Origin of the sequence: Streptomyces sp. YS415, from assembly GCF_023544665.1 — a bacterium.
GTDB lineage: Bacteria > Actinomycetota > Actinomycetes > Streptomycetales > Streptomycetaceae > Streptomyces.
On sequence record NZ_JAMJFL010000013.1, the window covers coordinates 212,546 to 231,384 of the forward strand.

At 69.7% G+C, this 18,839-nt stretch carries 16 protein-coding genes; 13 read left to right on the forward strand and 3 right to left on the reverse strand.

Annotated elements, in window-relative coordinates:
• The first annotated feature begins 216 nt into the window (after positions 1-216).
• From M8H82_RS19140 to M8H82_RS19150, 3 genes are all read left to right on the forward strand, one after another.
• Positions 217-1,956 carry a serine/threonine-protein kinase gene (locus M8H82_RS19140; protein ID WP_250075666.1) on the forward strand — a complete coding sequence of 580 codons (1,740 nt, stop codon included), beginning with the start codon at positions 217-219 and terminating at the stop codon, positions 1,954-1,956.
• 131 nt (positions 1,957-2,087) lie between these two features.
• Positions 2,088-3,965 (forward strand): LamG-like jellyroll fold domain-containing protein, encoded by a 1,878-nt coding sequence (locus M8H82_RS19145; RefSeq protein ID WP_250075669.1) that lies wholly within the window; start codon positions 2,088-2,090, stop codon positions 3,963-3,965.
• Positions 3,966-4,407: 442 nt separating this feature from the next.
• Positions 4,408-5,907: a cryptochrome/photolyase family protein gene (locus tag M8H82_RS19150; protein ID WP_250075670.1), complete on the forward strand. Its 1,500-nt coding sequence runs from the start codon at positions 4,408-4,410 to the stop codon at positions 5,905-5,907.
• Between the two features lie 40 nt (positions 5,908-5,947).
• Here the strand turns inward: M8H82_RS19150 and M8H82_RS19155 are convergent, their stop codons facing one another.
• Complete coding sequence (locus tag M8H82_RS19155; protein ID WP_250075672.1) at positions 5,948-6,577, reverse strand: hypothetical protein; 630 nt, start codon at positions 6,575-6,577, stop codon at positions 5,948-5,950.
• A gap of 147 nt (positions 6,578-6,724) precedes the next feature.
• Between M8H82_RS19155 and M8H82_RS19160 the strand changes: the two genes are divergently transcribed.
• The 9 genes from M8H82_RS19160 to M8H82_RS19200 all read left to right on the forward strand — a co-directional run bounded on the left by M8H82_RS19160 (position 6,725) and on the right by M8H82_RS19200 (position 15,618).
• Entirely contained in the window at positions 6,725-7,012 is a 288-nt protein-coding gene (locus M8H82_RS19160) for a hypothetical protein (protein ID WP_250075674.1), read from the forward strand.
• Positions 7,013-7,305: 293 nt separating this feature from the next.
• Positions 7,306-7,842 carry a GNAT family N-acetyltransferase gene (locus tag M8H82_RS19165; RefSeq protein ID WP_250075676.1) on the forward strand — a complete coding sequence of 179 codons (537 nt, stop codon included), beginning with the start codon at positions 7,306-7,308 and terminating at the stop codon, positions 7,840-7,842.
• 87 nt (positions 7,843-7,929) lie between these two features.
• Positions 7,930-9,438 (forward strand): ABC transporter substrate-binding protein, encoded by a 1,509-nt coding sequence (locus tag M8H82_RS19170; RefSeq protein ID WP_250075678.1) that lies wholly within the window; start codon positions 7,930-7,932, stop codon positions 9,436-9,438.
• Between the two features lie 5 nt (positions 9,439-9,443).
• Positions 9,444-11,288 (forward strand): ABC transporter permease subunit, encoded by a 1,845-nt coding sequence (locus tag M8H82_RS19175; protein ID WP_250075680.1) that lies wholly within the window; start codon positions 9,444-9,446, stop codon positions 11,286-11,288.
• Complete coding sequence (locus M8H82_RS19180; protein WP_250075683.1) at positions 11,285-12,607, forward strand: MFS transporter; 1,323 nt, start codon at positions 11,285-11,287, stop codon at positions 12,605-12,607. The genes M8H82_RS19175 and M8H82_RS19180 overlap by 4 nt, the downstream gene beginning before the upstream one ends.
• Before the next feature lie 141 nt (positions 12,608-12,748).
• Positions 12,749-13,396, forward strand: a complete 648-nt coding sequence (locus tag M8H82_RS19185) for a metal-dependent hydrolase (protein ID WP_250075685.1) — start codon at positions 12,749-12,751, stop codon at positions 13,394-13,396.
• The gene (locus M8H82_RS19190; RefSeq protein WP_250075687.1) at positions 13,396-13,974 is read left to right on the forward strand and encodes a helix-turn-helix domain-containing protein; all 579 of its coding nucleotides are present in this window, start codon (positions 13,396-13,398) and stop codon (positions 13,972-13,974) included. Before M8H82_RS19185 ends, M8H82_RS19190 begins: the two co-directional genes overlap by 1 nt.
• 18 nt (positions 13,975-13,992) lie before the next feature.
• Positions 13,993-15,054, forward strand: coding sequence for a low specificity L-threonine aldolase (locus M8H82_RS19195; RefSeq protein WP_308293264.1), 1,062 nt, complete (start codon positions 13,993-13,995; stop codon positions 15,052-15,054).
• Positions 15,055-15,144: 90 nt separating this feature from the next.
• Positions 15,145-15,618, forward strand: coding sequence for a hypothetical protein (locus tag M8H82_RS19200; protein ID WP_308293265.1), 474 nt, complete (start codon positions 15,145-15,147; stop codon positions 15,616-15,618).
• Positions 15,619-16,143: 525 nt separating this feature from the next.
• Here the strand turns inward: M8H82_RS19200 and M8H82_RS19205 are convergent.
• Both M8H82_RS19205 and M8H82_RS19210 read right to left on the reverse strand, forming a co-directional pair.
• Positions 16,144-16,371: a hypothetical protein gene (locus M8H82_RS19205; RefSeq protein WP_250075691.1), complete on the reverse strand. Its 228-nt coding sequence runs from the start codon at positions 16,369-16,371 to the stop codon at positions 16,144-16,146.
• A 308-nt stretch (positions 16,372-16,679) separates the two neighbouring features.
• On the reverse strand, positions 16,680-17,402 hold the full coding sequence (locus tag M8H82_RS19210; protein WP_250075693.1) for a peptidase E: 723 nt from the start codon (positions 17,400-17,402) through the stop codon (positions 16,680-16,682).
• A gap of 150 nt (positions 17,403-17,552) precedes the next feature.
• Here M8H82_RS19210 and M8H82_RS19215 point away from each other — a divergent pair, with 150 nt between their 5' ends.
• Complete coding sequence (locus M8H82_RS19215) at positions 17,553-18,803, forward strand: MFS transporter (protein WP_250075695.1); 1,251 nt, start codon at positions 17,553-17,555, stop codon at positions 18,801-18,803.
• Positions 18,804-18,839 lie beyond the last annotated feature (36 nt).

The window sequence follows — 18,839 nt, forward strand, 5'->3', positions numbered from 1 at the left end:
CGGGGGAACGCAGGGTGTGCGGGACTCCAAGCGGTCCCGCCCGGCCATGGTTTCCGTGAACGGCCGGGGCAGCCAGGCAGGCATTCATCCTGATACCGGTGCTCACAGGCTGAGTTGCAGCGATACTGCCCCTCGCCTTGGGCTCCATCGGACCGCTGCCGTTGGCAAAGCCACCTCGAGGTGGGCCTGTCACCGGCATCTCGTAGGCTCCACGCCATGAGCGACGGGGAATCCGGCAGACGGGTCATCGACGGGCGCTTCGAGCTGGAGGCACGGCTCGGAGGCGGCGGCATGGGCATGGTGTGGCGGGCGCGCGATCTGATCCTGGACCGGGCCGTGGCGCTCAAAGAGGTCCGGCCGTCGGATCCGGGCTTGGCCGAATACGATCCGCAGGCCGCGGCCATGCTCCGGGCCCGGGTCTTGCGCGAGGCAAGGGCGCTCGCCCGTGTCGAGCACCCCAATGTGGTCACCATCCACCACGTGGTGGACGGAGGGGACCATGCCTACCCGTGGCTCGTCATGGAACTGGTCACCGGGGGATCCCTCCAGGACCGTCTCGAACAGGGGCCCTTGACGCCGGTGGCTGCCGCCCGGCTCGGCCGCGAGGTGCTGGCCGCGCTGCGCGCCGCGCACGACGTCGGCATCCAGCACCGCGACGTGAAGCCCGCCAACGTCCTTCTGCGACCCGACCAGCGTCCCGTCCTCACCGACTTCGGCATCGCTGCCATCAGGGAGTCGACGGTCCTGACGGCGACCGGTTCCCTCATCGGCACACCCGACTACATGGCGCCCGAGCGCATCGCCGGCGGCGAGGGGGGTCCGGGTTCCGACCTGTGGTCACTGGCGATGATGCTGTACGTCGCCGTCGAGGGGCATCATCCGCTGCGCAGGGCGACCACTCTCGCGACGCTGGCGGCGCTGCTGAGGGAGGAACTCCCCCCGCCGCAGCGGTGCGGACCGCTGACGGGTTTCCTCAACGCCATGCTCGTCAAGGATCCCGCACTGCGTCCGGACACTGCAGCAGCCGATCACATGCTCGCGGCGGCCGCCGAAGGCTGGGACACGTCCGCGAACGCCGGACCGGGCCGCGACGACGCAGCGGACAAGGCGACTTCGTACCGGCTCGCGCCCCCGCCGCAGGCGGCGAACGCATCCTCCGGCCAGATGGCACCGGCCGGTTTCGGGCCGCCTCCGACCGGCTTCGCCCCACCCGCTCACTTCGGCGCACCCCTCGGACCACCGAGTCATGCCCCTATGGGCCCCACCCAGCAGACGCCGCCACGACCTGGCCGCCGCTCGAAGCGCAGAACTGCCATCGCTTCGTCCGCCTTGGGGACCGTGCTCGTGGGCGTGCTGGTGTGGTCCCTGCTGCCGGACGACGGCGAGCAGGGCCGCGACCCGTCGGCCGGACCGACCAGCTCCTCCTCCGCCGCGACCACGGGCGCGGCACCCGCCACGGCCGACGCGTCCCGCTCGGCTTCAGCACCCGCAGCCGACACAAAGACCGGGCTGCTCACACCGGACGGCATCCGTACAGCGCTTGCGGAGATCAAGACCACGACCGGCACAGACCGCGCGTCCAGCCTCAGCGTCTATCCCGACTACGTGACCGCGAACATCTTGGTCAAGGGCAGCGACACGAAGTACGACAGCTACACCTACCGCCCCGACAGAGGCGTGGAGAAGGGCATCATCAGCGGCACGGCAATGAGCGGTCAACGCCCTTTCAGCCTTGACGACTTCGACTGGGACGTCGTTCCCGCTCTGCTGAAGCGTGCCGAGAAGGACCTCAACGTGGCGCGTCCAACCCTGCGTTATGTCACCGTCCGCCCCGCCGACGAAACCTTCGACACCCCGCTGGGCCTGGGCGTTTACCTCTCCGACGACTACGCCTCCGGGTACCTCGACGCCGACCTCAAAGGCACCGTCACACGCGTCGTGCCCGCCGAGGACTGACAGTACAACCACCCGTCGTCCGATAGGGGCATTCGCCCTTTGTGGGTCCGCCGTTCGGTCTGATGCCATCACGCAGCCACGGCCGGCCAGCACTGTGCCTTCCACACCACCGTTCGTGACCTGGAGGGCAGATGAGTACAGCAGAAGACAGGAACCGGCTGGACAGACGGTTGCTGTTGCAGGCCGCGATAGCCATACCCGCAGCCGGCGCGGCGGTCGCGGCAGCGGGGGCGAATCCGGCGCACGCCAACCCCCTGGCGATGGGTCGGTCCAGGTTCGACACCGAGAGTCCGCGGTTCGCGTTGGCCGTGCTGCCCGACACGCAGTACCTCTTCGATGCCGACAGCTCCGATCCGACGCCGCTGCGCGCCACGTTCCGCTACCTCGTCGCCGAGCAGAAGGAGGCGAACATCGCCTTCATGACGCACCTCGGCGATGTCACGGAGCACGGCACCGAGGAGGAGATCGCGCTCGCCGCCGACACCTTCAAACAGATCCACGGCAAGGTGCCGTACAGCGTCCTGGCAGGTAACCACGACATCCGCTCGTCCACCGACGACCAGCGCGGCGACTCCGCCTACCTCGCGGCGTTCGGCCCCGAGCGCTACGCCTCGATACCGACCTTCCGCGGTGCCTCGCCCGACGGCTACAACAGCTACCACGTGCTGCGCGCCGCGTCCCGCGAGTGGCTGGTGCTCGCCCTCGACTGGCGGTTGTCGGACAACGGGCTGCGGTGGGCGCAGGGGGTGCTCGACGCGCATCCCACCCTGCCGGCCGTGCTCACCACGCATGACCTCGCCTGGGCGGACGACGAGGGAGCGGCGCAGCTATCAGGCAACGGCAAGCGGCTGTGGGACGGTCTCATCCGCGGCAACGACCAGATCTTCCTCGCGCTGGGCGGGCACTACTGGCCGCCGGGGCGCACCGTCCTGAGGAACGACTCTGACAACGATGTCCACGTCCATATCACCAACTACCAGGACCGCTACTACGGCGGCGCCGGCATGATCCGCCTCTACAACTTCGACTTGGTGCGCGGGGTCATCGACGTCGAGACTTTCTCACCGTGGTTCCTGGCCCGCGACCCCGCGGACCGTTCGCCCCTCGAGGCCGAGACGATCGAACTGACGGGCCCCACCGACCGATTCAGCCTCAGCATCGACTTCGACGAGCGCTTCAAGGGCTTCGCACCGGTCCCCGCGCCGAAACCGCGTCCCGCATCCTCCGTCATGCCCCGCGGCACGGTCGGCTATTGGCGCTTCGATGCCTCCGGGACCAAAGCCGCCGGCACTCCGGGCGCCCCCGTGGCCAACGGAGCGCTCGTACGCGACCTCACGGGCAACGGCAACGATCTGACCGTGAGCCGGCTGCACTCGAGCGGGCCGGATGCCCTCACCTGGTCCGACGACCACCACCCGGGCCAGCCGGCCCACGCCAGCCTCCGCTTCGACGGCGGCAAGAGCCCGGACCGCGGCGCCATCCTCACCACCGCCCCGGACGCTCCCCTCAACAGTGCGACGTTCACCCGGGGATACACCATCGAGACGCACATCATGCTGCCCGAGCCCTTCGACGGCGACCACAGCTGGATGGGCATCCTGAGCTGGGAGGGCCGCAACGGCGACGCCGGCAAGACCACGGGGTGGTCCCCGCTGGAGCCCACCTGCAGCCTCAACCTGTCCCCGGAAAGATTCCTTCAGTTCGTCGTCTACCCCCAGGCCCAGGACGCCGATCCGACATCCTGGAGTCACGCCGTACCGGTGGGCCGCTGGATGCACATCGCGCTCGTCAACGACGGCCGCCGCACCGTGATGTACGTCGACGGCTCGAAGATCGCTCGCAATCCGGCCCAGCCGTCGACGGGCATCACCACACTCGGCAAGCCCTTCGTCCTCGGCGCCACCCAGTTCGACGAGAAGTTCGGCCAGGGCTTTTACGGATGGATCGGCGACACCCGCATCGTGAACCGGGCACTGTCCACGCGCGACTTCCTCACACCCTTCGCATGAGCGGCGTGAACGCGAACGGGTGACTCTGGAGAGCGCTGGACGGACGTCACTCACGCCAGTCACGGGGGGGGCCGCTTTCGATTGCGGCCCCCCTCCGCGGACGATGCGCATCCGGTCAGCATTTGCGTAGCCAGGTGGCGCATTGCGCCAGGCGACTGACGGTGCATGCTGTTGCGGCCCTGAGCAGCCGCCAAAAGACTGGGAGCGAGCTCAGGGAGGCGGCAAAGTGAGTACGCAGTCACATCGGCAGGCTGAACCGTTGCCCTACCTTGTCACCGAGGCGTCTGCTCGTACCGGCGGTCGCTCGGTTCACCGGAGACGGCTACGGATCGCCGGAACCGGATCCGGGACCGACACCTGTCTCCACTACGTGCTCGACCCGCCCGTTCGGAGCAAACGCGTCGACCCGGACGGCGCATACCTACGCCGGTCGGTGCCGTAAATGCACTGGCTCTTCGGTGATCAACTCGGACCACATTTTCTGCGTCCTTCCGCGGACAGTGAGCTGACCCGCGACACGCCGCTGTTGATGATCGAGGCGCGCTCGGTGTTCAGACGTCGCCGCTTTCACCGCGCCAAGGCCCACCTGATCCTGTCCGCGATGCGCCATCGCGCGGCACAGCTGGGCGATCGCCTTACCTACGTACGCGCAAACACCTACCAAGAGGGCCTGGACAGAGCAGCACGCGGTCGCTCGCTCAACGTCCACCACCCCACGTCCCACGCGGCCCTGGCGCTGGTGAACAGGCTGCCGCAGGTGACGCTGGGCCCCGCACGCGGCTTCTTGGTGCCCATGCAGGACTTCACGGCCTGGGCCGACGGCCATGGTGGCAAGCGGCTGCTCCAGGAGGACTTCTACCGCTGGGTCCGTCGAGGACACGATTTGCTCATGGACGGCGACCAGCCCGCCGGCGGCCAGTGGAACTTCGACCACGACAACCGCCGACCACCACCGCGCGGTGCAGGCACCCTGCCGGTCGACCGGCCTTACCGGCCGCGCGAGGACGAGATCGACGAGGAGGTCCGCCACGACCTGGACCGCTGGGAGAGGGACGGGGATGTGTCCTTCGTCGGACGGGACGGGCCGCGCCAGTTTCCCGCGACGCGAAAGGAGGCGCGCACGGCACTGCGCCGCTTCCTGACCCATCGGCTCCCTACGTTCGGACCGTTCGAGGACGCCATGCTCGCCGCCGACCAGGTGATGAGCCACAGCCTGCTGTCCTCCTCCCTCAACCTCGGCTTGCTCGACCCCGCCGAATGCGTCGAGGGTGCCGAAGCGGAGTGGCGTGCGGGCCGTGCACCGTTGAACAGCGTGGAGGGATACGTACGTCAGGTCTCCGGCTGGCGGGAGTACGTCTGGCAGCTGTACTGGTACTTCGGCCGGGACTACCGGCAGCACAACGCGCTGCGGCACACCGCACCACTGCCCGGCTGGTGGAACGACCTGGACGCCGACAGCGTCGACGCCCGCTGCCTGCGCACGGTCCTCGCCCAGGTGCGGGACATGGGGTGGACCCATCACATTCCCCGCCTCATGATCCTTGGCAGTTACGCACTCCAGCGGGGCTGGGATCCAGCCGCGGTCACCGACTGGTTCCACCGGTGCTTCGTCGACGGCTACGACTGGGTGATGCTGCCCAACGTCGTCGGCATGTCGCAGTACGCCGACGGTGGGCGCATGACGACCAAGCCGTACACGTCCGGCGGGGCCTACATCAAAAAGATGAGCGACCTGTGCGGCCCGTGCGTCTACCGGCCGGGCGACCGCACCGGCGCCCGCGCCTGCCCGTACACGGCCGGCTACTGGACTTTTATCGACCGGCACCGGCCCAGACTCGAACGCAACCACCGCACCGCGCAAGCGGTGCGCGGCCTGGACCGGCTTGCCGACATCGACGAAGTCCGGCGCCAGGAACAGGCACGCGGCGACACCCCACCCTGAATCACTGCCGACCCGGCGGGCCCTCGGGCAGAGGCGCGGGTCAGTGGAGGGGGCTCCAGTGCTCCAGCGCCTCGTCCAGCACAGGTGCTTCGGGGTCGTCCCAGATGAGGCAGCCCCACACCAGACCGGGCACATCCGGGCCCATGGCGTCGGCCGGCCCTTCGGTGAGCGTGCGGTGAACGGCTTCGACGTAGGCGGCGATTGACGGATAGTCGGGCTCGTCGCAGGCCAGATTGTCCGGCAGCGACCAGCGGCCGACGCCGTCCGCGCCCACGTAGTGCCCGGACTCAGGGCCCGTTTCGTCGCCGGTCAGCCACGGCACCACCGGGGAGCCCCACACGTCGGCTCGGCCGCTCTCGGGCAGCCGCGGCCCGAGCGCATCAACCGGGCCGAGCAGGACTCCACCCGGCAAAAACGCCCCCGACCCGACCTCGCCCTCGTCCTCGTTGGCCGCTATGTACTGGTGCTCGACACCACCGCACAGCCGCCACAGAGCGGTCAGTTCCCCAGGGAGCCCAAAGCCGAGGTGCTGCCTGAGCTGGGCGTCGGCGGCATCGATGGCCTGCTCCGAGGCGGGCGGGAGCAGCGAGGCATACGAAACGGGGGCATTCACCTCCAGCCACGCGGTGAGACGGCTCCAGGCAACTCCCAGATTCGGTTGATCACTCATCCCGCCAACGTAACGCGGGACCGGCAGACCGCCCGAGACGACCCCGCGAGGCGCAGATCCGCATGAGCGCCTACTCGTCTGGGCCCCTCCACGGTATGAGAGTGTGCGTTCCGCCCGGCCATGAGATGAGGGATGAGGGGGCAACTGGTGACTGCGGGGAGCCCGACGAATGACGCCGAGCGCCTCATCGAGGTGGGCAGAGCCCTCTTTGAGAAGCTCACGACCGACCCGGTGCTGAACGTCATCGAACTGCCTGACGGGCTCGGCGTCTGCCTCGTGCACGCCGTGCGCGGCGGAGGCAAGATCTACGTGGCACCCGACGAGTCGGCACTGTGGGTCGGTTCGGAAGTCGACTACGCCGCCGGGCTGGGCGTCTTCCGCGACGGCGCGCGCACCTGCGTGGAGACGTTTGCCGCCAGCCGCAAGCACGCCTGATCACCGACACGCTCGAACGGCGCCGCGACCGCCGCCTGAGAGACAACGCGCGGCTTGCCAAGGACCCGCGCTGACCATGCGGTTGGACGGTCGGCAGTGCCTCATACGACGGGTACTGCTTCGGCGGCACCTCGACCTTGCCGTAGGCGACGCGTACTGGCTGCGTGATCCACCCCGGTCACCTCGGACTGGCGCTGCAGCAGTCCCGGCGCACAACGACCGGGCACAGCACGCGAGATCACCGTGGCAGCCCCGCGCCGTGAGTCACGCCCCTTACTGCATATGATTCGCAGATGCAGAAGTACCGCATTAGGACAGCCGCGGCCTCCGACCTCAACGAGGCCCGGGCCGTGATGCTGGACACCGTCTACCGCGACTTCGGGACCGGCTACGTGCCGCGCTGGCACGCCGACATCATCGATCCGGAGTCGTTCTACGTCGTCCCGCCCCGGCACACCCTGCTGGTGGCCGTCGACGAGAAGGACGGGACGGTAGCCGCGACCGCCGCACTCGACGCGCGAGGGCCGGCCCATCCACCGAACCCGCGATGGCTGGCCGAGCGGTACCCCTCGGGTGAGACCGCGCAACTCAGGCGGGTGTACACGCGCCCGGAGCACCGGCGGCGCGGGCTGGCCCGGCAACTGGTGGAAGAACTGCTGGACTTCGCCCGGGCGGACGGCGGTTACCGGTCCGTGTACCTGCACGCGGACCCGCACTCGCCGGGCGCGATGAGCCTGTGGCGGACGCTGGGCAAGGTCGTCTGCGACGAGAGGGAGGACGTGCCCGGCGGTGGCAGCGGGGTGGTGCACTTCGAGATCCCGCTTGCGTAAATGAAAATCATATTCATATGATGCTGCTCGATGTCGGCCGACAGACCCGTACGGGAACGTCCGCCCTGGAAAGACAGAACGAGGACCATGAGATCTCCCCGCCGTCGCCTCATAGCCGGCCTGCTGCTCGCCCCCGTGCTCTCCGGCTGCTTCGCCTCCAACGACGACGGCTCGTCCTCCGACTCCGCCGGCTCGGGTGAGGGCGGGCGCCTGCGGGTGGCACTCGCCTTCCAACCGACGGAGAACTACTCACCGTACGGCGGCCAGGACGCCTTCATCCTGTCCCGGCTCGGTGTGAGCGAAGGGCTGACCCGGCTGGACGCCAACGGCACCGCGGCCCCCGCCCTCGCCGAGTCATGGAGCAGCGAACAGGACGGCAGAAGCTGGGTGTTCACGCTGCGGGACGCCACGTTCCAGGACGGCAGTGACGTCACCGCGAAGGCCGTCGCCTCCGCGCTCACCCACGCCGCCGCGGCCGACCCGGCACCGACCGCGCTCTCCGGTGTGAAGCTGACCGCCGAGGCCGTGAGCGACGACCGGGTGAAGGTCGGCACCGGTCAGGCCGACCCGGTGCTGCCGCTGCGGCTGACCAACCCCAGCCTCGCGGTGTTCGCCCCGAAGGCGTACGGCAAGGACGGCAAGGTGAACCCCCTCGGCACCGCCACCGGCCCCTTCGAACTCACCCGGACCACCGGGGACACGGCGGCCGCCCTGGACCGCTACGACGACTACTGGGGCGGGCGCGCCCAAGTGTCCGGCATCAAAGCCAAGTTCGTCTCGGACGGCACCGCCCGCGCCAACGCCCTGCGCACCGGGGACGTGGACATCGCCGAGGTTCTGCCCGTCGCGCAGGTGGCCTCGTTGGACCAGAACACCGTCCACGAGGTCAACACGGCGCGGAACACCAGCCTGTACCTCAACACCCAGCAGGGCGTCTTCGAGGACGCGGGACTGCGCGCCGCCGCGCGCGAGGCGATCGACACGACCGCCGTCGCCAAGGGCGTGTACGAGGGGCACGCCGAGCCCGCCCGCGGCATCTACGGCCCCGCCCTGACCTGGGCCGCGAGCAAGAGGACCGAGCCGACCGGCCGGGCGAAGGCCACCGACCCGGACGGCAAGGCCATCACCATCGCCACCTACAACGACCGGCCCGAGCTGGCCGAGACCGCCCAGGTGCTCCAACAGCAGCTCCAGAAAGCCGGGTTCACGGTGAAGCTGGAGGTACGCACCTACGCCCGTCTCGAAAGCGACCTGCTGGCCAAGAAGTTCGACGCCGCCGTCGTCTCCCGCAACATGATGCTCGACACCGGCGACCCGGTCACCGTCCTGGCCGGCGACTTCGCCTGCGACGGCAGCTACAACCTGTCGTTCCTGTGCGACAAGGACGTCGACCAGCTGGTCGAGAAGGCCCGCGCCGAGGCCGATCCGGGCAAGCGGCAGGACGCGGCGATGAAGGCGGAGGCCGCCATCCTCGGCACGGACGCGGTGGTCCCCCTGGTGCACCTGAAGGTCGTCACCGGCCTGAGCACGTCCGTCAAGGGTGCGCTGCTCGACCCGTACGAGCGGCAGTTCATCGGCACCGGGACCCGGCGCTGAACCCCTTGGCCCGGCCCCTTGCCGCCGCCCTGCTGTGGCGGGGCCTTCTGACGGGCGGACTGGTGTGCGCGATCGGCCTGCTGCCGTGGCTGTCGCGCACGGACCCGGCGCTGACCGTGCTCAAGGCCCGCTCGGCGGAGCGCGATCCCACTCCCGAGACGCTGCGGGCCATCCGGGACGAACTCGGCCTGGACGACGGCCCGCCGGCACTGCTCGGCCGCTGGCTCGGCGGTCTGCTGCGCGGGGACGCGGGCCGGTCCTGGGTGTCGGACACCGAGGTGCTGCCCGCCGCCGCACAGGCCCTCGGAGCGTCCCTGCTGCTGATGGCCGGGGCCGTCGTCATCGCCCTGGCCACCGTCGCGGCGGTGTGCGCCCGCACCCTGTGGCTCGGCTCGCGGCGCCGCCTCGGCACCCGCGGCCCCGGCGGTACCGGATCGGCGGTGCTGGCCGCGCTCCCGGAGTTCCTCATCGCCTCCGTGCTGGCCTCGGTCGTCGGCGTACAGCTGGGCTGGCTGCCCGCCCTCGGCTGGTACGGCCCCCAGTGGCTGATCCTGCCCTCACTCGCCCTCGGCCTGCCCGCCGGTGCCGTCCTCGGGCGCATGCTGGACGACCTGCTGCCCGCGGCGTTCGCCGAACCGTGGGCGCTGGCCGCCGCCGCGCGCGGCATACCGCCGGCTTCCACCGCACGGCAGGCACTGCGCCGCTGCGTGCCCACACTGCTGCCCAACGTGGGACTGTTCGTGGTCGGCCTGACCGGCGGCTCGGTCGCCGTCGAGCAGATCTTCGACATCCCGGGGCTCGGCCGGCTCACCCTGCGTGCGGCGCTCGCCCAGGACCTGCCCGTCCTGCAGACCGGCACGCTCGCGCTCACCGCGCTCGCGGCAGCGGCGGCCGTACTGGCCCGGCTCGGCGTGCGCCGACTGACCGGGCCGGCGCTGCGCGACGGCGCCCTGCACTCCCTGCACCGGCCCGCCCCGCCCGCCCCGCGCGCCGTCCCCTTCGTCTACGCGCTGCTGCTCGCCGGCGTCATCGGCCTCGGCCTGCCCCGCGACCCGCTCGCCCTGGACACGACCGACAAGCTTCAATCCCCCTCCGTCTCACACCCCTTCGGCACCGACGCGCTCGGCCGTGACGTCCTCGCCCGCGTCGCGCACGGCGCACTCGACACCCTCGGCGCCGCGCTCGCGGTCAGCGCCGCCGTCCTGCTGACCGGCGTCCTGCTGGGCCTGCTCCCCCGCCTGTCCGCACCCCTGGTCGACACCGTCAACGCCATACCACCGGTGCTTGCCGCCCTCCTCGTCACCGGCATCGCGGGCAGCGGCCCCTGGACACCCGCCCTCGCCATCGGCGTCGTCGCCTGGGCCCCTCTGGCCACCCACGTCTCCTCCCTCCTGCGACAGGAGCGCGCCACCCTCCACCTGGCCGCGACCCGCGCTCTCGGCGCCGGCCGCTGGTACCTGCTGCGGCACGAACTGCTCCCCGCCGTCCTGCCACCCGTCGTCCGCCACGCCCTGCTCCGGCTGCCCGGCATCGCCCTGGGCCTGGCCGCCCTCGGCTTCCTCGGCCTCGGATCCCAGCCGCCCTGCCCCGAGTGGGGCCTGCTGCTCGCCGAGAACCAGCCGTACGCCGAACGCGCCCCCTGGGCCGTCCTCGCCCCCGCCGCCGCCCTCGCCCTCCTCGGCGCACTCGCCGTGACCGCGGCGGGCGGTGTCCGTCTGCCCCGCCACAAGCCGAAACGTCCGCCGGGCTCACGACCCGGCTCGCCCGCCCCTTCGGTCACGGCGACCCCGCCTCCGCGTACCGACACCCCGCTCATCGCCGTATCCGCCTCCCCCACGAAAACACCATGACCGGCCTGCTCCCCCGCACACACCCCCGCCCTCTCACCGCGAAGTCCCCGCGCGAACGGACCTGGAAGCACCTCTCCCCGCTGCTGCGGCTGCTGATCCTGACCCAACTCGCCTTCAACATCGGCTTCTACGCCGTCCTGCCGTTCCTCGCCGCACACCTCGGCACCGCCATCGGCATGGCGGGCTGGATGGTCGGCTTCGTCCTCGGACTGCGCACCTTCAGCCAGCAGGGCCTGTTCGTGGTCGGCGGCTGGCTCGTCGACCGCCACGGCGTACGCCCGGTCGTCCTCGCCGGGTGCGTGCTGCGCATCGCCGGGTTCGCCTGGCTCGGATACGCGCAGCAGACCTGGGCGGTGATCGCAGCGGTGCTGCTGATCGGGTTCGCCGCCGCACTGTTCTCCCCGGCCGTGGAGTCGGAGGTCGCCCGGCAGGCCGTGGTGTGGGAGGCGGCAGGCCACGGCCCCCGTACCCGCGTACTGGCCCTCTTCTCCGCCGCCGGACAGGCAGGAGCCTTCGTCGGGCCGCTGCTCGGCGCCCTGCTCCTCGCCGTGGACTTCCGTACCGCCTGCCTCGCCGGGGCCGGGGTCTTCGTACTCGCCCTCGTCGGCCACATGCGCCTGATGCCGCAGCACATACCCGGCCGAGTCCGCACCCTGCAGCGCGGCGGATTGCGCGCGCTGCTGCGCAACCGCCGCTTCCTTGCCCTGTGTTGCGCCTACGGCACCTACCTGCTCGCCTACAACCAGCTCTACCTCGCCCTGCCCGACGAGGTGCAGCGCGTGACGGGATCCCAGTCGGCCCTGTCCTGGCTGTTCGCCCTCTCGTCCCTCCTGGTCGTCCTCGCCCAGCTCCCCGTCACCCGCTGGGCCGGTGACCGGCTCGACCTGCGCCGCTCCATGACTGCCGGCCTGCTTCTGGTGGCCGCGGGGTTCCTGGTCGTCGCCGCCGGGCGCCCCGCCGGCTGGACGGGCATCGCGGGGCTGCTGCCCGCCGCCGGGCACGTCCTCCTGCTCACCCTGGGACAGATGCTGATCGTCCCGGCCGCCCGCGCCTGGGTCCCCGACCTCGCCGAGGATGGACGCCTCGGCCTCTACACCGGCGCCCTGTCCTCCGTCTCCGGCTTGATCGTCCTCATCGGCAGCTCCGCCACCGGGTCCCTCCTGGACCTCGGCCTCCCGGCCGCCGTGCCGTGGCTGGTACTCGCCGCGATCCCGGCCGTGGCGGTGGCGCTGGTGCCCCACTGCGCGGAAGGAAACGAGAGCGCGCAGGCACGGACCGGGAGCGGTGACGTCCGGCGCAGGGGTCCGTCTCCCCTGTGATGCCCCATCGTTCATTATGATGAACGATGGGTTCATCTTACCGGTGCAGTTCGTTATAGTGAACGTATGGTTCATTTGGGTGGGGTGCGTCAAGCAGGCGCTCAGGTCAGCACGTATCTCGATGACACCTATAGAGAGCACGTGGACACGCGGGTGATCATGGTCGGTGACAGAGACGGACTGCCGTGGGCGGCCGTCGAGCACTGCCTGTTCCATCCGCAGGGCGGGGGCCAGCCCGCCGACCGAGGGTGGCTGGCGGATGCCGACGTCATCCCCGTGCGGGATCCCGAATCAGCCCTGGTCGTCCTGGTCGCGCCCGAGGGCGACGCTCTGCCGCCTGTCACCGTGGGGCAGTCGGTGCGGACGCGGATCGACATGCGCTCGCGAATGACACACGCCGCGCTGCACACGGCCGGTCACCTGGTCGAGGCGGTCGGACGCCGTCAGGGGTGGGAGATGGTCAGCAACAACCACTTCCCCAGCCAGGCCCGCATCGAGTTCCGGATGCCGCAGTCGGACGCCAGGTTGGCCGACCCTGAGGGACGGGAGGAGGCCACCGCCGCTCTGCGGGCCGCGGTGGCCGCCGCGATAGCCGAGGATCTGCCCGTCTTCGCGCGGTACGAGGGTGAGGGGCGGCGCGTGGTGCACCTGGACGCACTGCATGCCGCGCCGTGCGGAGGCACCCATCTGCGCAGCCTCGGCGCACTGGCCGAGGTGGTCCTGCCGACGCTCAAGGTGAAAAAGGGCCGCATCCGCGTGTCCTACAGCGCCACCCACGGGAGCCACTGATGGCCGCGTCATCCGGGTCCGGCAGGCAGCCGGTGAGCAGCACTGCGGCCGCGGTCGGCGCGAAGATCCGTCTGCGCCGCCAGCAGCGGGGCATGAGCGCCGCGGAGATGGCCCGGCGGGCAGGACTGAGCAAGGCCACGCTGTCGCAGCTGGAGGCAGGCAAAGGCAACCCGACGATCGACACGCTGGACGCGATCGCCGTCGCGCTGCGCATTCCGATTGCGGACCTGCTGGCGCGCGATGCCGACACCGGCCCGGTCTACCGGCCGGGCACGCATGCCGAGCCGGGCGAGGTCGCCCGGGAACTGCTGCGCCGCATCAGCAGCGGCAACAGCCTGGAGATCTGGCGGCTACGCATCCCGCCCGAGACGGAGCTGACCGGCGTCCCCCACGCCACCGGCACGATCGAGCACCTGCTCATCGCCACCGGGCAGGTCACCGCCGGCCCCGTCGACGCGCCGCAGGATCTGGGCCCGGGCGACATGCTCGCCTTCGCCGGCGATGCCCCTCACTTCTACCGGACCGGCACCGAGGCAGTGGACATCACTGTCGTATTCGCCTCCCCCATCAGCACCTGAGACCAAGGAACTCCCCTCGTGAGCCCCGCCCCCGCCGTCATCCCCTCCGGCCGTGCCTTCATCAGCGACAACATGGCCGGGGCGTCCCCGCAGATAGCCCAGGCCGTCGCCGACGCGGCCACCGGCCAGGTCCTGCCCTACGGCAACGACCCCTACACGGACAGCGCCCGCCGCAGGTTCGGCGAAATCTTCGAACGAGCCGTCGACGTCTTCCCGGTCTCCACTGGATCAGCCGCCAACGGCCTGAGCCTGGCCGTCATCACCCCGCCGTGGGGCAGCGTCCTCTCCCACCCCGACAGCCACATCAACCACGACGAATGCGGTGCTCCGGAATTCTTCACCGGCGGCGCCAAGCTCATCGGTGTCCCGGGGCCCGACGGCAAGATCGATCCCGACGCGCTGCAGAAGGCGGTTCGCCGACGGACCGGTGACGTGCACAGCGTGCAGCCCTCTGCGATGAGCATCAGCCAAGCCACCGAAAGCGGCAGCGTCTACACCCTTGAGGAGATCCGCCGACTGTCCGCCATCGCCAAGGACGCCGGACTTCGCGTCCACATGGACGGTGCCCGCTTCGCCAACGCCCTGGACCACCTCAATACCACCCCGGCCGAGATGACCTGGAAGGCCGGCATCGACATCCTGTCCTTCGGCGCCACCAAGAACGGCTCGATGACCGCCGACGCCATCATTTCCTTCGACCCCGCACTCGCCACCGAACTCGCCTTCCGCACCAAGCGAGCCGGCCAGCTCGCCTCCAAGATGCGCTTCCACACCGCCCAGCTCGACGCCTACCTCACCGACGACCTGTGGCTGCACAACGCGCGCCAGGCCAACGCGATGGCCATCCGGCTCGCCGACGGCCTCAAAGCCATCCCCGGCACGAACCTCCTGGCCACGCCCCAAGCGAACATCCTCTTCTGCCGTCTCCCCCAGCACGTCACCGAAGGCCTCCTGGCTGAGGGTTACGTCTTCTACCACGACCGCTGGGAGCCCGGAACCGTCCGCTTCGTCACCGCCTTCTCCCACACTCCGCAAGACATCGACCAGCTCATCGACGCGGTCAACCGCCACTCCCAGTAGGACTTTGTCCGGACGATCTCTGAGGCAACGGCGGCCGACACCTGCGAATCTCGTTGTCGAAAGTCTCGTCGACTGAGGTAGAAGGGCGGCATGGATACCGCCGTACTTGAACAAATGCTGGACGAGGCCTTCGATCACGCTGTCGTACACCATGGATACACCAATTACATGCGCGACTACGAGGTCATCGTCTACGCGACGGCTGATCCCCGTACCGGCATCACGCCGTCGCATCTGCGCTACCTCTTCAGGTACTGCGTCGAGGCGCGGTGCGAGACGTCAGTGTCGGCGGAGACCTGGCGGGTGTCTTTGGACGACCGGCTCATCGACCACGAAACCGGTGTCGACCTCGACGGATACGTCTGGGGAGTGAAGTGGCACTGCCTTTATCCGGGAGCGAAGCTCCTCCCCGAGTCGGAGGCCACCCGACGCTGGTCGAAGGCCCTTGGAATCGACTTCCACGAGGTGCGCATTGAGACCAACGCGCACAACCTGACCTTGCTCTTCTCCGACCTCCAGGTGAGCGAGGTCCCGGTTGGGTATACGCCGTTCGTCACGGAGTAGGAATCGCAGTCATTGTGATCTTGCGACCCGTCTGTGTGCGGATCGTTCTTCCTGACAATGGGGCGGGGAAAGGGCGGAACCGAACGAACACGAGGGCGAAACACCGCGGCAGAGCCGCGCGCTCGGCGACAGGCGGAGCCAACGATCGCGGGTGGGGCGTCGACCGGGGCGAGACCCCTCTACGGGGCGTAGAAGAGGATCCTGTCCTCGGAGCCGGCGTGACGCCGACCACGTCCCAGGCCGGGACCGCACACAGCTGCGACAGCATTGGGTGTTGTGGGCGGGCACGGGCCCCATCCCGTCGGCGTCCAGCGACCACAGCACCAGCCCCCGGGCCGCCCCGCCGTCACGAGCGTGTCGTCCCCGGCGAAGACCAGCTCCCCTACCGGCGCGTTCTCCGCCAGTACGGGAGCCGCGGCCAACGCGTGGCCGAGTGCGGCGTGGACGGCGATAAGGCGGTAGCCGTCACACAGCACCATGCGGTCGCCCTCCGGCTCGAGTCTGCCGCCGACCCGCGCGTAGAAGTCACTGCAACTGGCAGTCAGAAGGATCACTGCGGCGGTTAAGCAGCCACAATAGGACGTAGCCCACCAGGGCGGTGCCGAACAAGATCGATACCGTGATGCGCAGGATCAGCCACGGCTGCCCGTCAGGGTCCCACCAAGCCTCGATCAAGTTGAGAAGCAGGGCAATGTTAAACGTGAGCCACAAGGCCGCCCTTGCCGATTTGAGCTTCCGCTGCGTGGTTTCCATCAGATGCCTGACCCTCGTGAGGTGATGAATCACGCACAGCCCCTGTCAACTGCTACGCCAAGAAGGCGTGGGAGGAGACCGCCTTCGGGCCGGTGGGGCCGTCGGCATAAGTGTGCTTGCCGGTGACGCCGACGAGGCACACGCATCTCCTGTCGCGTCGGTGAGGCAGTAGTTCGACTGAACCCGCGAGGTCATGGAGTTCAGAGTGCCCGCAGTTCTCGGATGAATGCGCTGCTGCTCACCGGGGTCCGCAGGGACGGGTTACGCGTCCTCTCGCCTCCGCAACTGCCGTAAGGCACTGGGGGTGTTCATGGTGCTTCAGGGAGCAAGCGGCACGGCAAAGCTCGCTCCGTGGCTCCGTATTCCCCATCCGGCTCGACCCGATACAGGCGTGCCCGCGGCGTGCGGGTCACCGTTTCCGTCAGGAGGCCGTTCGTGAAGAGGGCGCCCGCCCCGTCCTCCAGCGCCCACCCGGCGGGCAGCGCACCGGTGGACACAGCTGCCTTGTAGGAGGAGCGGCGGCCCGGTTCGCTGTCGTAGTGCGGGCAGACCGAGCCGGGCAGCAGGCCCAGCCCATCCGGCAGATACGTCAGCGGTCCGAAGGAGTCGGTATGCGACCCTTCGGCCCAGCAGTTGGCGCCGGCGCTGATACCGCACAGCAAGGTGCCGCGATCGTAGGCCTCGCACAGCAGCCGGTCGACGCCGTGTGCACGCCAGACTGCCAGCAGGTTCGCGGTGTTGCCGCCCCCGACGTACACGACGTCCTGAGAGAGCAGGAACCTGCGCAGCGCGGCGTCATCGAGTTCTCTCCGGAACAGGGGCAAGACGCTGGGCTCACAGGCGCGTGACCGGAACGCGGAGAAGAAGCGGTCGAGATAGGCGGGCGCATCGCCGCTGGCCGTGGGCACGAAGCACACTTTGGGCCGAGAAGCGCGTGCGTGACCGAGCACCCAGTCGTCCAACAGGCCATCGTCGTCCGTCGAGAAGCCACCCCCGAGAAGAGCCAGACGTTGCCCGGGGATGACAGCCACGGACGTTCCTCCTCAGCACGTGTGCCCACCAGAGCGGTTGACGTCCCGAACGATGCCGGGCCGTCGACTGCCTCCGCAATCGATTAGAGCCCCGTGCTCAAGGCACGCGGTCTTGCTGCGGGTTCTGCGGCCGCTGCTAGCCTGCCGTCCATGATCAAGCGCGATCTGGCAGGCCGAATAAGCCGCATGGCGGGGGTCAGCAGGCCGGAGCGCGTCCTGATCGCCGCCAGTTTCGTCAACCGGGTCGGCAACGGTCTGTTCAACGCGGCGTCGGCTCTCTATTTCACCTTGGTCGTGGGCCTGCCCGCGGTACAGGTCGGCGTCGCCCTCACCATCGCCGGATTGGTCGGCTTGTCCGCGGGGATACCCGGAGGGCATCTGGCCGACCGGCGCGGGGCGCGCACGATCATGATGCTGGCCCTCGCGGTTCAGGCGGTGTCGATGGCCGCCCTCGTCCTCGTCGAGAGCTGGGCCGCGCTCACGATCATCGCGACGGTCGACCAGATCGCCGCGGCGGCCGGAGGGGCGGCCTGGGGCGCTCTGGTGGTCCGGGTGGGTGGTGCTCGCCCGGCCCTGTTCCGGGCGAAGTTGCGCACCTTCGTCAACCTGGGCGTCATCCTCGGAACGGTGGGCGCCGGACTGGCGCTGGCAGCGGACACCCGGGGCGCCTATGTCGCGCTGATCCTGGGCAACGCGGCGAGCTTCGCCCTGTGCGCGGTGCTGCTGCTCCTGCTGCCCCGCTATCCGGTGCTGGCCGCACCGCCGCAGCAGCGTCGCTGGCTCGCTTTCGCAGACCGGCCGTTCCTGACGTTCACCGCCCTCTACGGGGCGATGGGATTGCAGTACCCGGTCGTCTCCCTGCTCCTGCCGATCTGGATCTCCGAGCACACCGAAGCGCCGCGCTGGACGGTGGCCGTCGTGTTCGCCGTCAATTCGGCCTTCTGCGTACTGATGCAGACCCGGATCGGCTCCCGTGTCGAAACCCTGCACGACGGTGGCAGGGCGTTTCGTACCGCGGGGCTGCTCTTCCTCGTCAGCTGCCCGATGATGGCGCTGGCTGCACACACCCCGGTCTGGGCGGCAGTGGGACTGGTCCTGGCAGCGATCTTCGTCCATAGCCTGGCGGAGGTCTGGGAGTCCTCGGGGGGCTTCGCCCTGGGCTTCGGCCTTGCTCCCGACCACGCCCAGGGCCAGTACCAAGGGGTCCTCGGCCTCGGCTTCAGCGCGGGCCAGGCTCTTGCCCCCGCGATCCTCACCACGGTGGTGCTCGGCTTGGGCACTGCGGGCTGGCTGCTGCTCGCGTTGTTCTTCGCAGCGTTGGGGGCTGCCGGCCCCTCCATTGCCCGCTGGGGCATGCGGACCCGGCCGGAGCCGGGCGCTGCTGTGGAAGTGACGGGATGACCGAAAGGTAGGTGCGCTGCTGGCTGGCATGGACGG

Coding starts and splice junctions, on each gene's coding strand:
- M8H82_RS19180 (WP_250075683.1), top strand. CDS start 11,285: ATGACCGGCCTGCTCCCCCGCACACACCCCCGCCCTCTCACCGCGAAG.
- M8H82_RS19140 (WP_250075666.1), top strand. CDS start 217: ATGAGCGACGGGGAATCCGGCAGACGGGTCATCGACGGGCGCTTCGAG.
- M8H82_RS19200 (WP_308293265.1), top strand. CDS start 15,145: ATGGATACCGCCGTACTTGAACAAATGCTGGACGAGGCCTTCGATCAC.
- M8H82_RS19150 (WP_250075670.1), top strand. CDS start 4,408: ATGCACTGGCTCTTCGGTGATCAACTCGGACCACATTTTCTGCGTCCT.
- M8H82_RS19215 (WP_250075695.1), top strand. CDS start 17,553: ATGATCAAGCGCGATCTGGCAGGCCGAATAAGCCGCATGGCGGGGGTC.
- M8H82_RS19155 (WP_250075672.1), bottom strand. CDS start 6,577: ATGAGTGATCAACCGAATCTGGGAGTTGCCTGGAGCCGTCTCACCGCG.
- M8H82_RS19190 (WP_250075687.1), top strand. CDS start 13,396: ATGGCCGCGTCATCCGGGTCCGGCAGGCAGCCGGTGAGCAGCACTGCG.
- M8H82_RS19165 (WP_250075676.1), top strand. CDS start 7,306: ATGCAGAAGTACCGCATTAGGACAGCCGCGGCCTCCGACCTCAACGAG.
- M8H82_RS19170 (WP_250075678.1), top strand. CDS start 7,930: ATGAGATCTCCCCGCCGTCGCCTCATAGCCGGCCTGCTGCTCGCCCCC.
- M8H82_RS19205 (WP_250075691.1), bottom strand. CDS start 16,371: ATGGAAACCACGCAGCGGAAGCTCAAATCGGCAAGGGCGGCCTTGTGG.
- M8H82_RS19145 (WP_250075669.1), top strand. CDS start 2,088: ATGAGTACAGCAGAAGACAGGAACCGGCTGGACAGACGGTTGCTGTTG.